The sequence below is a fragment of the Rickettsia amblyommatis genome (assembly GCF_002078335.1).
Lineage (GTDB): Bacteria > Pseudomonadota > Alphaproteobacteria > Rickettsiales > Rickettsiaceae > Rickettsia > Rickettsia rickettsii.
Window position 1 is genome coordinate 459,456 of the sequence record NZ_CP015012.1, and the last position, 22,504, is coordinate 481,959.

Consider the following 22,504-nt stretch of genomic DNA (forward strand, 5'->3'; position numbering starts at 1 on the left):
AAATATGTTAAAATATTCCGTACCACACGAACTAAATGGCATAAGGCTTGATAAAGCTCTATCATCGCTTCTTGAAAATGTTTCAAGGAATCAAATCCAAAAAGCTATTAAAGATTCGCAAGTACTAGTTAATGATGTAATTATTTCTGATCCTGATGTTTTGGTCAAGGAGAATGATATTATATTATTTTCTTTTAAAGAACCTGAAGAGCTAAAAATTGCAGCAGCAAATGTAGCACTTGATATAATATATGAAGACGATGATTTGATAGTCATTAACAAAGCTGCAGGTATGACGGTATACCCGGGAGCAGGGCATCATGACGATACGCTTGTTAATGCTTTATTACATCATACAAAAAACTTATCGGATATCGGCTCATCAGCAAGACCCGGGATAGTACATCGTTTAGATAAAGACACTACGGGCTTGATGGTAGTTGCTAAAAATAATAAAGCACATATGCTACTTGCAAATCAGATAGAACAAAGGCAGGTAATACGGAAATATAAAGCGTTAGTGTGGGGAGTAATAAATCCGCTAGAAGGAGTCATTAAGAATAATATAGGTCGCAGCCGAAGCGATCGCCAAAAAATGACCATATTAAAATATGGCGGCAAAGAAGCCGTTACACATTATAAGACTCTAGAATTATTTTATAAAGGTAGTATTAGTATGGTGGAGTGCAAGCTTAGCACGGGTAGAACTCACCAAATTAGAGTACAGCTAAGCCATTTAAAGCATTCGGTAGTCGGCGACCAAACTTACGGCAATAACGACCGAAAAATTGCTCATTCTCCCCCTGAACTAAAAGCAAAATTAATTGATTTTAAACGTCAAGCCCTGCATTCTTGGTATTTAAGTTTTACTCATCCGACTAGTAATGAGATTATGGAATTTTCTTGTGAGTTGCCAAGGGATATGGAAGAGATAATTAGTTTATAATTGACAAAATATTAATTTATATAATATTAAGGATTAATATTTAAAAGATTTATAAAATGAAAAAAGCTAAGCTAAATTAGAAGAAGCCTTATATTCTATGGAAGAGGGTATTTTAAACCTTAGAAAACAAAAAGCGAGCTTAGAAGAGATTTTTACTTTGCTAGGTTTAAGTACCGCCACAGATAAAATTATTTCCTTAGATATATCAAATTATAGAGATTGGCCAGAAGTAAAAGATTTTATTTTAAAATTAGGTAATAATTTAAAACCGCAATCTATAAAAATTGCTCGCCCTTCCCAATATAGTACAGAACATGAAATTAAAATTTCTGAATTCGTCAATGAAATTCTTGCTCTAAGATTAAAAACAGGCATAGAATAGATATTAATAATAGTACGTAATATTGATGATGCAAATTATAGGAAAGAAATTTTATTAAAAAAAATGATTTTAATGAGCAAGAAGAACAATTAAATAAATTTATAAAAGTTGCATGCAAAGAAGCAAAAGGGCCTGATAATATAGACATGCAATATATGCAAGCTCTGCGAATTTTCTCTGAATTTGATTTCAGTAAAATAGATGAAAAATATTCTAATTTACAACATCTTTTTACAAAGCTATATAAAGCACAAGAAGTAAAATCAGAAATTTATCATTATGAAGTAGAAGATGATTTACATTTTTATATGGTAAAAGTTAATGGAGTAAATGTAACTACTTGGCAAAATTTCTCAAAGAAACAGTGGGAGTTTATAAACCAGTCTGGGAAAAAAGAATATAAAAAAGCTTTTATGGGACTAGATGCTTTTGACTCTAGCATAGAATATCATGACCAAGATTTAACAGATGTATATGTAGTTTTTACCTATAATAAAGCATGGGAACAGAAAAGTAGTATTGATATACCATCGGTAGAAATGCTTATAACTATGACAACTTCTCAAAAACGCAAATTTTATTTCACATATAGGAATAACAAAAGCTCCAATATATGACTATAATAATACTAAAAAACATTCAAGTCTTTCGCTTAAACTTCACAGTTTTATTGCTAAATGTGCAGAGATTATTTATCCTAACAAAAAAGAATATATGATTACTGTTCTAACAAAAAATATGACTCATATTATTATTAAAGAATATGAGAAAAAACAAATTTTAGATAAAATATATATAGGACATTAAGACATAAAAATACCGCAAGAATCTTTAGAGGAATTAAAATCTAAATATCAAAATACTAAGTGTACACGATATGAGGGACAAGAGTATAAGCATTATTTTAAAGCTTATTTAGAATATATTTTAAAAAATCAACAAGAAATTTAGGTGAGAAGAAAGTTCCCATAAAATTTACCGAAGCAGGATATGGTGCTTTTTCTGACTTTATTTTGTATGGGAAAAATGGTGAAGTACTAAATAAACTAACTGCTGACCAGATAAAAGGAGAGTTCGCTTGGTTTTGTACTAGTCCTTATTTATTAAAAAATCAACACGAACAAGAACCTTTAATCACTTGTGATTTAGAAACATTAGCAGATCTTAGCTTTAAAAATAGCTATATAGAACATGAATATTATTCAGAAATAATTGGTGATATAATAACATAAAACCGTTTATGAAAATAATTAAAATACCTAAAACCAAAAATTATCTTAAAATAGATATTATAACTCTAGAACCCGAATATTATAAGAATAAATTTGGTAATAATATATTTCGTGAATTTACTGAACTTAAAAAACGAGCACCGCTAGGTAGTGTAGATGAGATTTTAGAAATGAAAAATTTTGGCAGAAAATAAAACTTTCCATGCAATGTTCTATAAAGCAAATTCTTAGTGATGCTACAGATAAATTAAATAAAATAGGTATTAGTTCGCCGCAATTAGAAGCACGAATTTTACTACAGCATGTTATAAATAAACCTATTGAGTATTTACTTATTAATCTTGATGAGCAGTTAAATGAAGCCGAGATAGAAGCTTTTGAAAAACTGTTAGAGAGAAGATTAAAGCATGAACCGATAGTATATATTACAGGTGTTAAAGAATTTTACTCACGTGAATTTATTGTTAATAAACATGTATTAATTCCAAGAAGCGATACTGAAGTTTTAGTGGATGTTGTATTTCAATGTCATCTCCGCTTTCGCGGGGATGACATAAGCAAAAACTGCAATGACAAATTCTTAAATATCCTAGAACTTGGCGCAGGTAGCGGCTGCATTGCTATCAGTCTATTATGTGAGTTACCGAATGCTAATGTAATTGCGACCGATATAAGTCTTGATGCTATAGAAATTATCAAAAGTAATGCGGCAAAATATAAGGTAACGGATCGCATTCAGATTATTCACAGTAATTGGTTTGAGAATATTGAAACTCAGAAATTTGATTTTATCGTTAGCAACCCGCCATATATAGCTCACAGCGAAAAATCAGAGATGGCAATTGAAACAATCAAGTATGAACCGTCTATTGCTTTATTTGCTGAAAAAGACGGACTGCAAGCTTACTTTCTCATCGCCGAAAATGCCAAACAATTCTTAAAACCAAACGGTAAGATTATATTAGAAATAGGGTTTAAACAGGAAGAAGCGGTAACCCAAATTTTCTTAGATCATGGTTATAATATTGAAAGCGTTTATAAGGATCTACAAGGTCACAGTAGGGTAATATTATTTTCTCCTATTAATCTCAATCGGTCATATGCAAGACGTATCGGTAAAAGCTTATCAGGAGTGTAACAGAATTTATTAGATAACGAACTACCAAAATATTTCTTTTCTAAAGAAAAGCTTGTAAATGAAAAACGTAAAGTATTGCTTGAGATAGGCTTTGGTATGGGTGAGCATTTCATTAATCAAGCTAAAATGAATCCTAATGCACTTTTTATTGGGGTAGAGGTATATTTAAACGGAGTTGCAAATGTTTTAAAGCTTGCAGGCGAACAAAATATCACGAATTTTCTATTATTCCCTAATAATTTGGATTTAATATTAAATGAGATACCAAGTAATAGCCTTGATGGAATTTATATTTTATTTCCCGATCCATGGATAAAAAATAAGCAACAAAAGAAACGTATTTTCAATAAAGCACGACTTAAGATTTTACAAGATAAGCTAAAAGACAATGGTAATTTAGTATTTGCTTCCAATATCGAAAATTATTTTTATGAAGCAATAGAGTTAATACAGCAGAACGGTAATTTTGAAATTATAAATAAAAATGATTATTTAAAACCGCACGATGACTATGTAATTACCAAATATCATCAAAAAGCTATTAAGGCGAATAGAACGCCAAAATTTATGATTTTGCGGCACGTTTTAGGCGATCATTAATTGCAGCCCCTATATTCACTTGAGGTATAGGGCTAACTGCTATACCTATTACATCATGAGATACAGCATAATCATCAAGTATTCTTAAATAAGCATAAAGATTTGCAGCGGCTTCTATAAAGTCACCTTTTACACTTAAGTTTAATGAAAATCTTCCTGTAAGATTGCTATTGCCAAAATTTAATCCGATTTCTTTATCCTCTAAATTTATAGCATTTAGCCTAACCGGTACTTTTGGTGAATAGTGTTTTGCAAGCATTCCCGGAGCTTTTATAGTACTTGTCTCTGATGCTTTTAAAACTTCTATCCCTAGTATTTCTCCTAAAATTTCAGCAGTTATAAACCCTTCTCTAAGAATAGTAGGAGTAACAGTTGTTGTATCGATTATCGTTGACTCTAGCCCATATTTAGATTGATAGATTTCAGGTGCTAAAATAAAAATTTCCTGATTATCCTTAAAATGTTTTGTGACATGCTCAGCGTTAGTCGGACTAATATAGTTTGAAGGGTTAGCACTTGGGGCAGCTATAGGTATGCCTGATTGTCTGATAAGCTCTAACGCTACAGGATAAGACGGTATCCGAAGTGCTATGGTATTTAGTCCTGCTGTTACGCTAGGGGCAATATTTGCATTCTCTTTTAAAGGGACAACTATAGATAATGGTCCAGACCAAAATTTTTCTGCTATTTTTGTAGCTAAATCGTTAAACTCCCCTACTTCCTTTGCTTGCTCTATGGAGGAGACATGCACGATAAGCGGATTGATAGCAGAGCGCTCTTTGAACTGAAAAATCTTTAAACACGCCTCATTATTTGTGGCATCCGCACCAATCCCATAGACTGTTTCAGTCGGAAAAACAACCACTTTACCTGATTTTATAAATTGAACTGCTTTGTTTATCATAAGCGGTTAAACTTAGCTACTTTATCAAATAATTCACAAATATTCTGTAATAACGACAAACGATTTTGAGCGATCTTTGGATCAGAGTCATTAACGAGTACATTATCAAAAAAGCTAGTAATGGGAGTTAATAGAGACGATAATAAATTTAAGGCTTTCTTATAATCTTTATCGGCTATACTATCTATAATTTGCGGAGAAATTTTTTGGATTACTTCAAATAATTCTTTTTCAGGTTGTGTACTAAAGAGACTCGCATCAACTAAACCGGTAATTTTCTGATCACCAATTATATTGCTAGCTCGTTTGTAAGCATTTAATAATTGCTTGCCTGCGTCTTCTATTAAAAATTCTTTTAACGCATCAAGCTTAAAGTTTGTATCTACTAAATTTAAGTCAAGAACTGCATTAATTAACGCAATATCATAGTCATTTTTAAAGTAAAATTTTGCTCTTTCTTCAAAAAAAGATATTATTAAATTCTTATTTTCGTCAGATGAATCTTTATATAAGTTTATAGAAAAATTAATTAAATCATTAAAATTTAGCTCTAATTTATTTTCAAGTATTATTCTTATTATACCAAGAGCTTGACGTCTTAAGGCATATGGATCACCTGAGCCTGTTGGTGCTTCCCCTGCTATCATCAAACCTACTAAACTATCTAGCTTATCGGCTAAAGCAAGTAAAGCCACATTTCCGCTTGGTACATTGTCGCTCAAACCTTGCGGTTTATAATGGTCTCTAATTGCAGCGGCTATTCCTGCATTTAGCCCTTCATGTTTTGCATAATAATAACCCATAATCCCCTGTAAATCAGGAAATTCGCTGACCATCTCAGAAACAAGATCACTTTTGCAAAGTCTAGCTGCTGTAATCAAATCCTTATTATTTGGAGCTATATAATTACAAATATCGGTTATGCGTTCAATTTTTTCTCTTAAATTACCAAGCTTTGCATGAAATGTTACAGCTTCTAATTGGCCTAATCTTGATTCTAAAGTTTTAGCTATATCCTGCTTACAAAAATATAAAGCATCCGAAAGACGTGCCGATAGAACTTTCTCGTTACCTTGAATAACTAGTTCAGCATTTGTAAATCTGCCATTACTGACAAAGAGAAAATACGGTGTGAAATTTCCTGTTTTATCAAATAAACAAAAACATTTCTGATGTGTACGCATCGAAGAAATAAGTACTTCTTTAGGTAACTCTAAAAATTTTTGCGGGATTTTTCCAAGCAGTACAACAGGAAATTCGCTAAGCCCTGCTACTTCTTCTACCAAACGATTATATTCTTTTATAATTAAATCATGAGAATTTGCTAGCTCCAGTAAACCGGTTTTAATTATTGCCTCTCTCTTTGCTCTTTCTAAAATAACATGATTTTCTAAAAGCTTATTTCTATAATCTTCAAAACCTGTTACTTCTAATTTTTTATTATCAGTAAGACGATGTCCATACGTAATATTATTAGCGGTTAAATGCCCAAATTGCATCGGTAATATTTCGCCGTCAAATATGCATAAAATATTTCGCAGAGGTCTAATCCATTTTATTTTGTAATCACCCCAAAACATCGATTTTGCCCAGCTATATTTATTAATAGCCTCTATAATAATCTCCGGCAAAATCTCTTTTATTTCTCTTGCTTCTGTTTTTTTGACAAAGAAATAATATAGCTGATTACTAATTAATTTAGTAGAAAGCTCTAATTTACTAACATTATGAGCTTTACAAAAACCGTTAATAGCGGCTTCCGGAGCTTCTATGCTTGGTCCTTTAATTTCTTCCTCTTTTGGCAAAGTTATCTTTGGCAAATGGGTAGCATGCAGCGTTATCCTGCGAGGTCCCACAAATACTTGTACTTTTGCAAATATTTCGTTTTCTTCAAAAATTTTCGTGAATATATTTAAATAACCCTCTTCAGCATTTTTTTGCATAAAAGCCGGAATTTCTTCGCTAAATAGCTCTAATAATAACTCGCTCACTTGTTCATCTCCAACCATTTTGTACAACAAATTCTAGCTAAATGACGCACTCTTAAAACATAAGAAGCACGCTCAGTGACGCTAATTACTCCAAGTGCATTTAGTTGATTAAATGCATGACTTGCCTTAAGGCATTCATCATAAGCCGGCATAGGTAAATTAGCTTTGATTAATCTCTCACACTGGTCTTCGCTATCCTTGAAATGTCGCAGTAACATTTCACTATCGGCAAGTTCTAAATTATATTTTGAAAATTGCCGTTCAGCTTCGAAATCCACTTCACCGTATTTTAAAGCTTTTTCGCCTACTTGCCCATTCCAATCAAGCTCTCTTACTTCATCAACACCTTGAATATATAAAGCAAGCCTCTCGAGTCCATAAGTGATTTCACCGGCAACGGGACGGCATTCAATACCGCCGATTTGCTGCATATAAGTAAATTGCGATACTTCCATACCGTTACACCATACTTCCCAACCAAGCCCGGCAGCACCTAAGGTTGGCGACTCCCAATCATCTTCAACAAATCTAATATCATGAATTTTTAAATCTATGCCTAAACATTCTAAGCTTTTAAGATATAACTCTTGAATATTATCCGGCGACGGCTTTAAGATAACTTGAAACTGATAATAATGCTGCATTCTATTAGGATGCATGCCATACCTGCTATCACCTGGTCTTCTTGATGGCTGAACATATGCAACAGACCAAGGTTTAGTACCAAGGCAGCGAAGCACAGTTGCAGGGTGAAACGTACCGGCTCCGACATGGGCATCGTAAGGCTGCAATATTGCACAGCCATAATCCTGCCAATAATTTTGTAATGTCAGAATAATTTGCTGAAATGATAGTTTTTTCATAGGGTATTATTATTGGGAAAGAAAATTTTGATCAGTTAAAAGGATCGAATATTTTTATATTAAACATATTATAATGTTTGATATTTCTAGTAACTAGCATCATATTGCTTTGTTTTGCCTGTGCAGCTATTAAAGCATCGATTGTATTCGTACTATCAATATTCATTAATTCACCCCACTCCTCACATATTTCTTTGTCAATATTAAGAATTCTTTCATTATAATCTATTATTATTCTTTCTAACCATTTTTCTAATTTCAAACTTGCTATTTTATCTTTCTTTGCTAATTTTGATATTCCCTTTCTTATTTCGCCGATAGTAATACAACTTAAGTGTAACTGGCTAGAATGAACAATTGAAAACCATGCTGCTACTTGAGAAGTGGATTTTTTCTTTTGAATTTCAGATACAACATTAGTATCTAATAAATATTTCATAATTCAAAATCTCTAGCATACCCTTTTGCTCTCCGAATATCCAAATTATCTGTCTTAGGTATGCTCAATAAATATTCTTTGAAATCAGGTTTTTGTTTAGTAAGTTGTTTATAGTCTTTTATACTAATAATTACAACTGCTTCTTCACCCCTTTTTGTAATACATTGAGGGGTACCATGCATTGCAATATCAATAATATTACTTAACTTATTCTTTGCTTCGTGTAACTGCCATTTATTCATATAAAATCCTCATATAGCTAGATTGTCTAGATTATTATAATATAAAGATTCAAAAAAATTTTTTTATTAATTTGAGGTCTTAATAATACTCCTTGCCGATCTCGATTTTAGGGCGATTGTTTGCTATTCGCCAATCGTTAGTATCACGGAAAGAATAAACACAGCCGCAAAATTCTTGTTTATAAAAGTTCTCTTCTTTGGCAATTTCGTACATTCTGCTAGCACCACCGTCTTTACGCCAATTATAAGTCCAATAGGTTACCCCTTCATAATGAGATGCCGCCCTAGTTCCTGATTCATTAATTTGGTTCATATCTTTCCATCTAGAAATACCAAGCGAGCTAGTTATAACTTTAAAGCCGTTCTCATAAGCATATAAAGCCGTACGCTCGAAACGCATATCAAAACACATTGTACAGCGTATACCTCTCTCAGGCTCAAACTCCATCCCTTTAGCACGCCTAAACCAATTTTGCGGATCATAATCTGCATCAATAAATTCTATATTATGTTTCTCGGCAAATTTAATATTTTCGTTTTTACGAAGCTCATATTCTTTTTTAGGATGAATATTAGGATTATAGAAAAAAAGCATAAACTTAATGCCGGTATCGATCATTTTTTCCATTAAAGGGCCAACACAAGGAGCACAACAACAATGGAGTAAAACCTTGCTTTCACCGTTTGGTATTTCAAAAACTTCGCTCATATTAATTTACTAGATTCTTTTTATAGGTTTCTTTATAGAATTTTAGAATTATAGAAGATAACAAGGCAAGTGCAATTAAATAATATGCAATAGCATAATTGTCTCCGGTAACTTTCATTAATATCATTGCTAACATTGGAGCAGTACCGCCAAATATAGCAGCTGCAAGGTTGTATGAAAGTGCAACACCGGTAAATCTTATGCTAGTCGGAAATATCTCTACTAAAACCGTTGGAATAGGCCCCATATAAATGCTAATAACTCCAGCAAATATTACTTGAGATATTATAGCTAAAGTAAAATTCATCGACCCTAAGGCTACAAAAATAGGATAGACTGATAAAATTAACAAGATAATCCCCCATATTAGTACAGGACGTCGCCCCACCTTATCCGAAACATACGCAGATATAGGAAATACTATCATCATTACGATTAATATTATACTACTAACAATTGTGCTTTGCTGATTAGTATAACCGAGTGTTTGCATAAAATTACCAATAAAAACCGTAGAAGTATAAAAAGGAGCAGTTACGGTAATATACAGACCAAGTGCGATAATTAGTTCTTTTGGGTATTTTGTTAATGTTTCTCGTAAAGGAAAACGTGCTAAACGCCCTGTTCCCTTAGCTTTTTTATAAATAGGACTTTCTGCTAGGTTTTTTCTAATATATAAACCTACGGAGCTAATAAATAAACCGGCAATAAAAGGTATCCTCCAACCCCATTCAAATAGCATATCGGCAGGCATAAAATAAGCAAAACCGGCTGCTGTACCAAGTCCAAACAGCATACCACCGCACATACTAACAAATGAGCTACTCCCCGCAAGTCCTCGCTGCTCGAACGAAGCATGTTCTACAATATACGAAATACAACCGCTAAATTCCCCTCCTAAAGAAAAACCTTGTATGAGTCTGATAATAGTTAAAATAATAGGAGCGGCAATTCCAATAGTTTTATAACTTGGTAAGAGCCCTATCCCGGCAGTCGGTATTGCCATAGCTATAATACCCATCACCAAAGCAGTACGTCTACCGAATCTATCACCTATATTACCGAAAATAATACCGCCGAGCGGTCGTACTACAAAGCCTGCAGCAAATACCGCAAAAGTTAAAGTCTCTCGCATTTCTGGATCCGGAAAAAAATGCTGCCCTATAATATAAGCAAATTGCGCATATAATGCATAATCATACCATTCTAAAGCGTTGCCGATCATGCCGGATATTACTACTTTTCTCATTAAGTTATTTTATTGATTTTAAAAAAGATAATAAGAGTAATATTTTATATTCTCAAGTAAAAATAGCTTTATTTCATGCGAATAGCTTTGCTTGCATTGATACCGTAGTCGTCATTGCGAGGAGCGTAGCGATGTGGCAATCTAGAAAAATAATTAACCTCTATCTATGTTTTTCATTAACCACTTTCTTAGTTAATTTAGCATTGATTTGAGAAGGAGAAACTTTAATATTTTGTTTGATGTTTTTTGTTGTTTCTTGAGATAGAAGACTTTCTTTATCATTTTGTAATGTTTTCATAAACTTATCTATATTGCTTTGTTCTAGTTTTATTGCATCATCATTATTCAAAATTAATCCTCCAATTTTTTCACCAAGTTCAGGTGCATATCTGACGGCAAAAATTGATGCCGGTACAACTATGATAGAAAAAGCCGCTCCCGCAGTCGCAACACTGATTGCTCCGACTAATAAAGCACAAACAGCACCGGCGATTTTTCCGGTTGCTTGTTTAAATATATTACTTTTTTGTGTAAATACTAAAGACATCTCTAATATTTCATTAAATTCTTTCTTTATATAGATGGTTGCTTCATCAATATTATTATATTTCTTCATTGCATACATTACAGAAGCCTTAAATAATTTTTTGTGAGACTCCGCATAATTTATTATTTTGTCAAAATTCTTTTCTTTTAAAAGAGTTTTAAATATATTTTTAATTTTTTCTTTTTCGGTACTATTTATTTCATCTCCAAAATAAACTTCTACAAGATTTTCTGCTATTATATCTTGTGATTGCTCTAAAATATTATTCTTATTTTGCTCATTTGCGTCTTCAGAAGTAATCATTATTGCAAATAACTCTAATGCTACGGAAAAATTATCATCGTTAATAACCCGCATACCTAAATAATTTTTGAGTCTAGAAATACATTTATTAATATATTTTTCAGCTTCTGGTTTAGAATTAAGCCTTAGCGTATAATCTATAGCAAGCATATTTGCAATAGTAGAGCAAGTAGATTTCATAAGATTATTGACAAAATTATTAACAATATATTTTTTAAATAAATTAGTATTTACGTTATTAAGTACTATTGCATTATTCATTTTGGTAATTTATTTTGAGGCTAATTCTCTAATATATAATATCAATTTAGCATAAATAAGATTAGGAGCATGATTTACTGAAAGTTTATATATATTCTTAGGTGTTAACACTTCTTCATTACGTACTCGTACAAAAGATATAAGAGTATTAGGAGGCATATAAGAATAAATTTCAGAGAATATTTTTAGAAAAGTCAAAAAATCTGCGCATGCATATTTTATATTGATGCTATAATTATTTACATGAATCGCTTCACCTTCTCCTTCAATCGCCTGAACATTATTTTTAAAAAATACTGAATTTATAAATACATCTATAGGTTCTACTAAATCATATTTATTTCTTAAGCTTTTTATTTTAGGAATTAGTTCTTGATAATTTAAGCAACTCACACTACTTGGCACGCTTAAATCTACATATTTTTTGTACGATTCTAATATTTCTTCTTTAGAGTTAATGACAGAATAAAGCTTTAAAACTTCCTCTGTTAGATTTTCTTGTAAAACTTGTTTATCAAGAATAGATTTACTGTATTCTTGCTGGCAATTTTTTATTATCCAAATAGTTAAGGAAATAAAGAAGAAATATATAATAAATTGAAAAAATATAAGATTCTTTAAATACTTAATATATTTTTCAAACATTATTTTTACCTTGGGTTATTAGTGCCGTTGCATGATTTATGTCATTCCCGCGTAGGCGGGAATGACATGGAATATTACGTTTTATTATCAACTATATTAACCGATAAAGGAATTACTACCTTACCGAATATATCAAGTATTTTATCCTTATATATAACATAATCTATCTGCAAATTAGATAATTTATTTTTTACGTTTGTCATATGATCATCTAGCATCTTTAGAGATTCATCTACCGATAGATTATTAGTATGATATTTAAGTATTAATTTGATTATTAATTGTCTCTTAGAAACTAACAAAATATTATCTATGTTTGTTAATTCCCATTTAATTTCTTCTAATTTAAAAGCCGGATTTAAAGTAATTATTAGCCTTTTAAGTAAATCAAACGGCAGTGGTACCGGTGCTTCTAGTAATTTTTCTATTACATATAAATCAGCTAAGCTAGTAGTATTTTTAATATAAGGATATTTATATTTGATACCATCATATTCTTGATTTGTTGCATAATATTTTTCATTAATAGAGTTTATGTCTTTGTAATTTTGTTTTGTATTATATTTGATAATACCGACCACTAATATTAATATTATAAGTAATGCACTATATAATTTAAATGTCAGATCCTTTATAGTAACTAGTTTTTTTATTGATTTTAAATTATTATTATAAGCGGGAAAACTCTTATATTCTAGAAACAGTCTACTAATATTCGTATCTATAAATCTTTCTTTTTCTAGAGTTTGCTTATTTAGTATATTATCAACCGGTATAAAGATTACAGGGCGTTCTTCAAAATTTGTTGATTCTAATAAAGATTTTAACTCTTCATCTACTATAAGAATTATACAGGCTCTTTGGTCAAGATTACTTATATAGTTTTTAAATAATATCAAACAATCATTAATTTCTTGTTCTATAATACCTTGAACATAGCCGGTTGTTTTATCAAATGGATACTCAAGATTTCTAATTGTTATTATATTATTTTTATGTTTGATAATAAATTTTATACCGCTAGCTTGTGATGCATATACACAAATTTGAAAATAATCGTTATATTTATCATTTTCTATATTCTGCACTATTTTATTTATAATAACTTTTAGCTCTAACGTTAAAAAGTAAATTCCTTTTAAATCAAGAGATCTTTTATCTATAATGCATGAAATTATATCACTTAAAGGTGTTTCAAATGGACACGACATAATTAAAGTCGACCAAATTTCACTTGGGGTAGTAGTAATTTCGTAAACACAATGTGCTATAATGTCTTCTTTATTAAAATAACCTTCAATAAATTGTTCAATAGGATCAAGTTTAACTATTGACTGTAATATAGGTATTTGATCGTGCCGTGTTTTACATCCGCTGCCGTCAAGTAAAAAATAAATATCGCTTTTTGGAAATTTACTAAAAAAGTTTTTATAAGGATTTAAGTCTATCTGTTCCCGAGTAGGGATAAATAATTTGTCTAATAATTTATTATCGAGAAAAGTACTAAGAAATACACCTTTATTACCTAGTAACACCACAATCTTTTTTCTTTTGAAAGAAAATATTTTTAATTTTGTAGCAAATTGAACAAAATGTAATTTGATCGAATCAAAAATATTTTTCATAAATAAATTTATTTTAATCATAATTCAGTGTATTTTACTATACTGGACGTCATTTCTGCGTGGATATCCGAACCGTCATTGCGAACGACTGATAAGGAGCGTGGCAATCTCAGGACTTTAGCACGAGGTTGCAATTACTAAGTAATTTTCCTCGCAATGACGAAAAATGATCCTCCCCGGAATGACATAACATTAAATAATATATCTTACCATGACTAAATTTACCACCGAAGAAGTTAGAAGTAAATTTATAACTTACTTTAAAGCAAATAATCATACACATGTACCGGCCAGCTCGTTAATTCCACACAATGACCCTAGCTTAATGTTTGTTAATTCCGGAATGGTACAATTTAAAAATGTTTTTACCGGACAAGAAAAAAGACCTTATAACAAAGCGGTAACTAGTCAAAAGTCTCTTAGAGCTGGCGGCAAGCATAACGACCTTGAGAATGTCGGTTATACGGCAAGACATCATACCTTTTTTGAAATGCTAGGTAATTTTTCATTCGGTGACTATTTTAAAGAACAAGCCATATATTACGCTTGGAATTTATTGACTAAAGAATTTGAACTCCCAAAAGACAAGCTTTATGCAACAATTTATCATACCGATGACGAAGCAGCTTCTTATTGGAAAAAAATAGCAAATTTTGGGGATGATCGCATCATAAAGATCAAAACAAACGATAATTTTTGGTCAATGGGTGATACTGGCCCTTGCGGTCCTTGTTCCGAAATTTTTTACGACCACGGTGAACAAATATATGGCGGACTTCCCGGTACTAAAGATGAAGACGGTGATAGATTTATCGAGATTTGGAATATGGTATTTATGCAATATGAACAAATCGATAAAGATACTAGCATAGAATTATCGCAAAAATCTATCGATACCGGCATGGGTCTTGAGCGTATGACGGCAGTATTACAGCATGTTAACAATAATTATAATATAGATTTATTTCAGGAAATAATTAATTTTACCGAAAATATAGTAAAAGTGAAAGTAGAGGGAGAAGCTAAATTTTCTTACCGAGTTATTGCCGACCACTTGCGAGCAAGTAGCTTTTTAATAGCTGACGGCATTATTCCTTCAAATGAGGGGCGTGGTTACGTACTTCGCCGCATTATGCGAAGATCCATGAGGCATGCTCACATGCTTGGGTCAAAAGAGCCGTTAATGTATAAATTACTGCCAAAACTTGTTGATTTAATGGGGAATGTTTATCCTGAACTTAAAAGAGCAGAAAGCTTTATAAGCAGTATCTTAGAACAAGAAGAAATTAGATTTAAAGCCACATTAGAACGTGGTCTCAAACTTCTTACCGAAGAAACAGAAACGCTAACAAAAGGTAATGAATTATCAGGAGAAGTAGCATTTAAACTATACGATACTTACGGATTTCCGCTTGATTTAACCGAAGATATTCTAAAAAACCGTGATATTTCCGTTGATCACAAAGGGTTTGAAGAGCAAATGCTTATGCAAAAAGAACGTGCTAGAAAATCTTGGCTTGGCTCCGGTGAATCAAAAACCGATCAGTTGTGGTTTGATATCAAAGAGCAACATGGCAGCACGGAGTTTTTAGGATATACACTTAATGAAGCAAAATGTAAAATAATTACATTAATCAAAAATAATAATTTAGTTAATGATATAAAAGAGATAGATACACAATTCCTGCTAATCAGCAACCAAACTCCTTTCTACGGTGAATCAGGCGGTCAAATAGGTGACATCGGAACGATATTTGCAAAAGATTATGAAGTAGAAGTAATAGATACTTTAAAATATTTAGGCTCTATTATAGTCCACAAATGTATTTTGAAAAAGGGGCAGATTAACGTAGGCGAGAATGCTAATTTTAGTATAGACATAAGATATAGGCAAAATTTAAGAATTCATCACTCGGCAACGCATATATTACATGCAGTACTGCATGAGGTAATTGGTAAACATGTTACTCAAAAAGGTTCGTTAGTCGCTCCGACTTATTTACGCTTTGATATTAGCCATTCTAAAGCTGTGACTAATGAAGAAATCACTTTAATCGAAGATAAGGTAAATGAGATTATTAGAGATAATCATGAAGTAAATACCACATTAATGGCAACTGAAGATGCAGTTAAACAAGGAGCTATGGCACTGTTTGGCGAGAAATACGACTCTGAAGTAAGAGTAGTTAAGATGGGTGAGACTTCTTTAGAATTATGCGGCGGTACGCATGTCAGACGTACCGGTGACATCGGTTGCTTTAAAATCACAAGCGAAAGTGCTATAGCAGCAGGTGTTCGTAGAATTGAAGCAGTTTGCGGTGAATTCGTAATTAAATTAATGAGAGAAAAGGATAGTTTACTTAAATCGATAGAAAGCAGTTTAAAAACTAATAAAAATGAACTCATTACTAAGGTTAATAATATCTTAGAGCGTAACAAGGAAGTTGAGAAAGAGTTAGAAAAAACTCATTTAGCTAGTTTAGATTTAAGTATAGAGCAAATTGAAAAGCAAGCTGCACAAATAACAGGAATAAAACTATTATACAAAAAAGTAGGAAATATAGACAATAAAATATTACGTCAAGCTGCCGAAAATTTAACACAAAAAGTAGAAGATTTGATAATGGTATATATTGCTGAGGGAATTGGTAAATTATCTATTACGGTTGCGGTGAGTAAAGCTATAACAGACAAATACAATGCAGATATAATTGCAAAAAAACTTTCTTTATTCTTAGGTGGCAGCGGCGGAGGTGGACAAGCAAGCCTTGCTCAAGCCAGTGGAAATGATATAGGTAAGCTAACTAACATCCATGAAAAATTATACAGTTTATTGACAGTGTCGTAGTGTACTAATTTAGGACATCATTACGAGTGTGCTTTGTAGATGGATACCCGGTTGTCATTGTGAGCAGCCGCAGTACTTGCGTGGCAATCTCGTCAAATATCCTGAGATTGCTTCGTCAATTACTTCGTAATTTCCTCGCAATGACAAGGTGGTATCCACGTAACAATGCCTATGCAGGGAAGCGTTGTAATGACAAAATTTATGGTTGTTAATACGCTGCTTTCACAAAATAAAGACCGGAGGCGGGAGCAGTAGGACCGGCGGCTTTTCTATCTTTGGCTTCTAGAACATCTTTAATTTGTTCTACCTGCCAAATATTTTTACCAACAAGTACTAAACTGCCGACAATATTACGTACCATATGATGCAAAAATGACGGGGCTGAAAGATATAATTTTATTTCTTCATCTTCTTTAATAATATTAAGTTCAGTTAAAGTTTTAATCGGTGATTTTGATTGACATGAGCTAGCCCTAAATGAAGTAAAATCATGTTTGCCTAATAGATAAGCGGCAGCTTGTTGCATAGCCGGAACATCTAAAGGTGAACTAATCCACCATGCTCTATTTAAATCAATTACCGATGGATAAGGTCTATTAATAATTCTATATATATAATAACGAGAGGTAGCTGAAAACCTAGCATGAAAATTATTGGGGGCTAATTCACAATTCCATACTCCTACGGCATACGGTCTTGCAAAATAGTTGACAGCCGTAATAATTTTGTGAGGTTCTAAATATTTTGAAAGATCAAAATGTGCTACTTGACCTATAGCATGAACACCGGCATCTGTCCTTCCTGACCCAAACAATATCACCTGTTCACCGGAAAATTTATAAATCGCTTCTTCTAATATCTGCTGTACCGACATTACTCCTGCTTGTCTTTGCCAACCTGCAAGATCTGTGCCTAAATATTCAATGGTAATTTTATATCGATACATAATAGCCCACTATCATCCCGTGGCTTGTGGCTTGACCACAGGATCTTGTATCACAGCACAGCCCGTGTCCTGAAATCCCGAATCACGCGATGACAGTATAAGTATTATCATGCTTCTAGTAAATCCGATGGATTACCGTCACCACGCTTGCCTCCGTTTCTAAAGCTATTAAGTTTTTTGGATCTAATAGGATGTTGTAACTTTCTTAAAGCTTTTGACTCGATTTGTCTTATACGTTCTCTAGTTACTTTAAATTGCTGCCCTACTTCTTCTAATGTATGGTCAGTATTCATACCTATACCGAAACGCATTCTAAGCACTCTTTCTTCACGAGGCGTAAGGGTTGCAAGTACTCTAGTGGTCACTTCTCGTAAATTTGACTGAATTGCCGCATCAATCGGTGCTACTGCATTCTTATCTTCGATAAAATCGCCTAATTGACCGCCGTCACTATCATCACCTATGGGATTCTCAAGACTTATAGGTTCTTTAGCTATTTTCATGACTTTACGCACTTTATCAAGTGGCATTGAAAGACGGTTAGCGATTTCCGTTGCTGTTGGTTCGTATCCGAGTTCATTAAGCATTTGTCTTGAAGTACGTAGTATCTTATTAATTGTTTCAATCATATGCACAGGAATACGTATAGTCCTTGCTTGATCAGCAATAGCTCTTGTTATAGCTTGTCTAATCCACCACGTAGCATAGGTAGAGAATTTATAACCACGGCGATATTCAAATTTATCCACCGCTTTCATAAGTCCTATATTACCTTCTTGAATTAAATCTAAAAACTGCAATCCTCTATTAGCGTATTTTTTAGCGATAGATATAACTAAACGTAAATTCGCTTCTATCATATCTTTTTTTGCTTGTAGCGTTTGTCTCTCACTTTTTTGTATAGTATTCACTAGTTTTTTAAAATCATTAACTAAAAGACCGGTTTTAGATTCTATAACCGATAATTCAGCAATCATTTGATCTATATAATCCGATTCTTTAGTCATTAACTCTTTCCAAGCGACTTTTTTACTTTTCAGCATTTTTTCTTTCCATGCTGCATTGATAACCGATCCTATATATTCATCAAGGAAATTTTGGCGAGTTACTCCATATTTTTCAGCAAGCTTTAAAAAAGCTGTTTCTTTATTAATTAAATCACGATTTATTCCATACATCTTACCTAAAATTTCTTCCGTTCTTTTAGAATTAAAATGTATTTCCGAAACTTCATTTATTAATAATTTTAAATTATTATATTTTTTGCTATTTTGTAAAACCTTCGGTTCAAAAGATTTCTCATAACATTTTTTAGCTTCAATGAGTAGCTCTTCACAGATAAAAGAAATCTTTTTCATACGCTCTATAATATTAGGTAATATCTGCGTTTCTATTCTAGACATAGATAAGTGATTATCCTCATGCTCTTCTCCTTCGGTCTCACTACTATGTTCTTCATCATTTTCGGGTATTTCGTCATGTAACATGTTAGCTTCTAAATCTATCAGATCACGTAGTAACATTTTTTCATTAACTAAATCTTCATACCATACTATAAAACAACGCATAGCAATAGGGCTTCTGCATAAGGAAGCAGTCATTGTTTTATGTCCTTCCTCAATCCTTTTTGCTATTTCTACTTCATTTTCACGAGTTAAAAGATCGACTCCCCCCATATCCTTAAGATATAATCTTACAGGATCATCGGTAGCACTTATACTTTCTTCTTCTACCTCATCCTCAGGTTCATTATCAACATTGGTAGATAGCTTAAATTCTTCATCCATTCCAATATCAAGCTTAATTTCATCATCTTCATTAGATTCTAAAATATCTACTCCCGCATCGGAAAATTTTAATATAGCTTCCTCTAATTGTCTTATTGAAGGATTTTTATTCAGAGGAAGAGCGTTGTTTATATCATCATAAGTGACCGGTATCTTTTTAGATTTAGCTTTTTTAAGTAAACTATCTATTTTATCTAGATCATTGTCTATATTGCTATTGCTCATTAAATACCTATATGCTTTTTTCTTTTAAAAGAAGTTTGAAATAATTAAGTTATCGTGTGATTAATAAAAGATTCGTTTAAAACTTGAAGTTCATTTGCAATCTTCAGAATTTCTTTTTTATATAGTAAAACTTTTTCAAAGTCGTGATTGTCAGTACTGTTTATGGTAATAGCGTATTCTTGTTGTAAATTTATTAGATAATATTTCTTGTGTAGCCACTGCCATAATAAATCCAGTCTGATATTATTTTTATTAAATGAGATATCTAAAAACAAATTATCCGTTTTTGATAATAATAAAAAAATATCAAAAAAGCTAGTTTTTTCCACAATTGCAGTAATTTCACTTGCTTCTACGTTATTATCTATAATCTCGTTTAAATACCAATTACGGAATTCTTCAAGCGATTTATTATTAAAATTTAAATTTAAGATGAAATCTCTAATATCTTTTTCTTCAAGTATTATAGGAAATTTAACCAACAAAGCACAAAAAGCGTGTTCTAGCATTTCAAGCTCCGAATAGCCGTGACTTGAAATTATAGGAGCCAAATTTGAGTTTTTAGTTGTAACTTTCTTCTGCGTTGTGACTAAATTTTGCCATATTTGATCTTTAAAAAACCTGTAATAACTTGCTTTTAAATCACTATCCGATATTTTGCTGCAATAATTTTTTAAATTTTTTTCTAAATTAGCTTTTTCTTCCGCAGTTTTAAAACTCTTGCCGCTATACTCAATATGCCAAATCATTTCTGATAAGCTTATTCTTTTATCTATAAGCTTTGCAAAAAAATCAGCACCGTTTTTATTTACTGCATCGTCGGGATCAAGTCCGCTTGGTAACCTAATAAAAGAAATTTTCTTTTCACTATTAATAAGCGGTAATGCTAAGTTAATAGTTCTTATGCTAGCTTTTATACCTGCATTATCTCCGTCAAGACATAATATAATTTCATCGCCAGCACACCATAATTTATGTAAGTGAGTCTCGGTAACGCTAGTACCGAGACTCGCAACCGTTTCACTAAAACCTGCTTGATGTAGTGCTATAACATCAAAATAACCTTCTACTAAAATCGAATGATTTTTTTTATAGCTACTGCTTATCGCTTTATGCTCACCGTATAGAGTTTCACTTTTTTGAAATACTTTAGTTTCAGGTGAATTTAAGTATTTAGGCAGCCCCTCCCCTAGTACTCTACCGCCAAAGCCTACAATTTTATTGTAAATATTTCTAATTGGAATAGTAATACGGTTAGAAAATAAATTATATATTTCACCGTTTTCTCGCTTGCCGATTAGCCCTGCTTTACCAAGCTTTATAATATCTATATTTTTATCGTGAAAAAATTTTTCAAATTTATTATTCTTCGGGGCAAAGCCTATTGAAAACTCTTTTACTGTTTCTTCGGTAATACCCCTTTCGTGTAGATAATATAATATTTCAGGTGTTAATTGTGTCCTGAAAAACTTATTGGCGAGTTCTAAAATATTTAGAATTTCATCGGATTCTTCATAAAATTCTTTCTGTTTCGCAGTTAATTTCGGTATCTCTATACCGTAATCGGTTGCAAGCTTTATAGCAGACTCATTATAAGATAAACCGCTAATATTAGAAGTAAATTTTATAACGTCACCGGCTGCTTTACAACCAAAACAATAGAAAAATCTCTTACTATCACTAACCGTAAAAGATGGGGTCTTTTCTTGATGGAAAGGACATAAACCTACATAGTTACCAGATTTTCTAGTTAAAGCTACTTTTTGCCGCACTACATCCGATATGTTAATACGGTTTCTTAAGAACTCATAAAATTCCGGTGCAACTCTCATTATATTACAATATGTAGGAAAGAATAGCTGTAGAAAGACAATAAGAAAGCGGTATAGACAAATTATCGTTAATTCTTAAATCTTTTGAATAAAATTCAGCTACTGTAGCCCCTATGCAGCTTATAATAATAATAATAAAACTTGTATTATATCCTAAATAGAAATACACTAATATACTTATAAAAATTGCAGAAGCTAAAAAGGTAATAGAACCGGCTATAGATTTACCGTTACCTAAGCTATTTCCTATTTTAACGCCGACAAGAGCCGCTAAACAATCTGAAATAATTAAAATCAACCACGAACAAATCACTAAATTTTTAGGGAAAAGAAGAGCAGTTAAGAAAAAACCGAGCATCATAAAGCTAACGCCGCTTAAAGCAAAAGAACCGTTATTTTCTTCAAGCCTTATAACTTTTGAAAAAAATCTAGTTACAAATCCGCTAATTTTTGCATTATTACGACGTGATACATCTAAATATAATGTAACAGCCGTTATTATAAATAATAATAACGTAATAGCGGTTCTTGGAATAAATAAATAAAGCAGCGGAAATATTATAGCCAATAGGTGGAAAATTTTACGCTTTTTCTCAAAGTCAAAATCTTTAATTTCCATAAGATTACTAATTTGTTGCTATTGTTATTATGAGAAATAATGCCAACATCATTGCGAGCAGTATTCGATGTCATTCCTGCGAAAGCAGGAATGACATAACAGAATCCGCTTAGACAAGGACCGCTTGCAATGACGATATTTAGGCAATGCCAAATAATTAAAAAGGCTTAT

General features: G+C 32.1%; 20 protein-coding genes and 1 pseudogene. 7 read left to right on the forward strand and 14 right to left on the reverse strand.

Going from position 1 to position 22,504, the window contains the following annotated elements; all coding sequences use genetic code 11:
* The first annotated feature begins 4 nt into the window (after window positions 1-4).
* The 6 genes and pseudogenes from A3305_RS02535 to trmB all read left to right on the forward strand — a co-directional run bounded on the left by A3305_RS02535 (window position 5) and on the right by trmB (window position 4,298).
* Window positions 5-946: an RluA family pseudouridine synthase gene (locus A3305_RS02535; protein WP_014391627.1), complete on the forward strand. Its 942-nt coding sequence runs from the start codon at window positions 5-7 to the stop codon at window positions 944-946.
* A gap of 97 nt (window positions 947-1,043) precedes the next feature.
* Entirely contained in the window at window positions 1,044-1,328 is a 285-nt protein-coding gene (locus tag A3305_RS02540) for a hypothetical protein (RefSeq protein ID WP_014391628.1), read from the forward strand.
* A gap of 155 nt (window positions 1,329-1,483) precedes the next feature.
* Window positions 1,484-1,945 (forward strand): hypothetical protein, encoded by a 462-nt coding sequence (locus A3305_RS10155; protein WP_226983977.1) that lies wholly within the window; start codon window positions 1,484-1,486, stop codon window positions 1,943-1,945.
* A 396-nt stretch (window positions 1,946-2,341) separates the two neighbouring features.
* Entirely contained in the window at window positions 2,342-2,560 is a 219-nt protein-coding gene (locus A3305_RS02560) for a hypothetical protein (RefSeq protein WP_014391631.1), read from the forward strand.
* 8 nt (window positions 2,561-2,568) lie between these two features.
* Window positions 2,569-2,754 carry a hypothetical protein gene (locus tag A3305_RS02565; protein WP_004997160.1) on the forward strand — a complete coding sequence of 62 codons (186 nt, stop codon included), beginning with the start codon at window positions 2,569-2,571 and terminating at the stop codon, window positions 2,752-2,754.
* An 8-nt stretch (window positions 2,755-2,762) separates the two neighbouring features.
* Window positions 2,763-4,298: pseudogene (gene trmB, locus A3305_RS10160) on the forward strand (bifunctional peptide chain release factor N(5)-glutamine methyltransferase PrmC/tRNA (guanosine(46)-N7)-methyltransferase TrmB).
* On the opposite strand, the gene A3305_RS02575 reads toward trmB, so the two are convergent.
* The 10 genes from A3305_RS02575 to A3305_RS02620 form a co-directional block, all read right to left on the reverse strand.
* The gene (locus A3305_RS02575; protein ID WP_014391632.1) at window positions 4,264-5,202 is read right to left on the reverse strand and encodes an L-threonylcarbamoyladenylate synthase; all 939 of its coding nucleotides are present in this window, start codon (window positions 5,200-5,202) and stop codon (window positions 4,264-4,266) included. The pseudogene trmB and the gene A3305_RS02575 sit on opposite strands and share 35 nt — an antisense overlap.
* Complete coding sequence (gene glyS / locus A3305_RS02580) at window positions 5,199-7,193, reverse strand: glycine--tRNA ligase subunit beta (RefSeq protein ID WP_014391633.1); 1,995 nt, start codon at window positions 7,191-7,193, stop codon at window positions 5,199-5,201. Before glyS ends, A3305_RS02575 begins: the two co-directional genes overlap by 4 nt.
* The gene (locus A3305_RS02585; RefSeq protein ID WP_014391634.1) at window positions 7,190-8,056 is read right to left on the reverse strand and encodes a glycine--tRNA ligase subunit alpha; all 867 of its coding nucleotides are present in this window, start codon (window positions 8,054-8,056) and stop codon (window positions 7,190-7,192) included. The genes glyS and A3305_RS02585 overlap by 4 nt, the downstream gene beginning before the upstream one ends.
* Window positions 8,057-8,087: 31 nt before the next feature.
* Window positions 8,088-8,495, reverse strand: coding sequence for a type II toxin-antitoxin system VapC family toxin (locus A3305_RS02590; RefSeq protein ID WP_014391635.1), 408 nt, complete (start codon window positions 8,493-8,495; stop codon window positions 8,088-8,090).
* Window positions 8,492-8,737, reverse strand: coding sequence for a type II toxin-antitoxin system Phd/YefM family antitoxin (locus A3305_RS02595; protein ID WP_014391636.1), 246 nt, complete (start codon window positions 8,735-8,737; stop codon window positions 8,492-8,494). Before A3305_RS02595 ends, A3305_RS02590 begins: the two co-directional genes overlap by 4 nt.
* 79 nt (window positions 8,738-8,816) lie before the next feature.
* On the reverse strand, window positions 8,817-9,446 hold the full coding sequence (locus A3305_RS02600; RefSeq protein ID WP_014391637.1) for an epoxyqueuosine reductase QueH: 630 nt from the start codon (window positions 9,444-9,446) through the stop codon (window positions 8,817-8,819).
* Window position 9,447: 1 nt separating this feature from the next.
* On the reverse strand, window positions 9,448-10,695 hold the full coding sequence (locus A3305_RS02605) for a metabolite/H+ symporter (protein WP_014391638.1): 1,248 nt from the start codon (window positions 10,693-10,695) through the stop codon (window positions 9,448-9,450).
* A gap of 160 nt (window positions 10,696-10,855) precedes the next feature.
* Window positions 10,856-11,806: an RP853 family protein gene (locus A3305_RS02610; protein WP_014391639.1), complete on the reverse strand. Its 951-nt coding sequence runs from the start codon at window positions 11,804-11,806 to the stop codon at window positions 10,856-10,858.
* A 9-nt stretch (window positions 11,807-11,815) separates the two neighbouring features.
* A complete protein-coding gene (locus tag A3305_RS02615; protein WP_014391640.1) occupies window positions 11,816-12,451 on the reverse strand; it encodes a hypothetical protein in 636 nt (211 codons plus the stop codon).
* Between the two features lie 74 nt (window positions 12,452-12,525).
* Window positions 12,526-14,097: a hypothetical protein gene (locus A3305_RS02620; protein ID WP_014391641.1), complete on the reverse strand. Its 1,572-nt coding sequence runs from the start codon at window positions 14,095-14,097 to the stop codon at window positions 12,526-12,528.
* Between the two features lie 190 nt (window positions 14,098-14,287).
* Here A3305_RS02620 and alaS point away from each other — a divergent pair, with 190 nt between their 5' ends.
* Complete coding sequence (alaS, locus tag A3305_RS02625) at window positions 14,288-16,924, forward strand: alanine--tRNA ligase (protein ID WP_014391642.1); 2,637 nt, start codon at window positions 14,288-14,290, stop codon at window positions 16,922-16,924.
* 208 nt (window positions 16,925-17,132) lie between these two features.
* Here the strand turns inward: alaS and truA are convergent, their stop codons facing one another.
* The 4 genes from truA to A3305_RS02645 form a co-directional block, all read right to left on the reverse strand.
* On the reverse strand, window positions 17,133-17,870 hold the full coding sequence (truA, locus tag A3305_RS02630; RefSeq protein WP_014391643.1) for a tRNA pseudouridine(38-40) synthase TruA: 738 nt from the start codon (window positions 17,868-17,870) through the stop codon (window positions 17,133-17,135).
* Between the two features lie 107 nt (window positions 17,871-17,977).
* A complete protein-coding gene (gene rpoD, locus A3305_RS02635; protein ID WP_045800110.1) occupies window positions 17,978-19,882 on the reverse strand; it encodes an RNA polymerase sigma factor RpoD in 1,905 nt (634 codons plus the stop codon).
* A gap of 44 nt (window positions 19,883-19,926) precedes the next feature.
* Complete coding sequence (dnaG, locus tag A3305_RS02640) at window positions 19,927-21,714, reverse strand: DNA primase (protein WP_014391646.1); 1,788 nt, start codon at window positions 21,712-21,714, stop codon at window positions 19,927-19,929.
* A gap of 4 nt (window positions 21,715-21,718) precedes the next feature.
* Window positions 21,719-22,333: a diacylglycerol/polyprenol kinase family protein gene (locus A3305_RS02645; RefSeq protein ID WP_014391647.1), complete on the reverse strand. Its 615-nt coding sequence runs from the start codon at window positions 22,331-22,333 to the stop codon at window positions 21,719-21,721.
* Window positions 22,334-22,504: the final 171 nt, after the last annotated feature.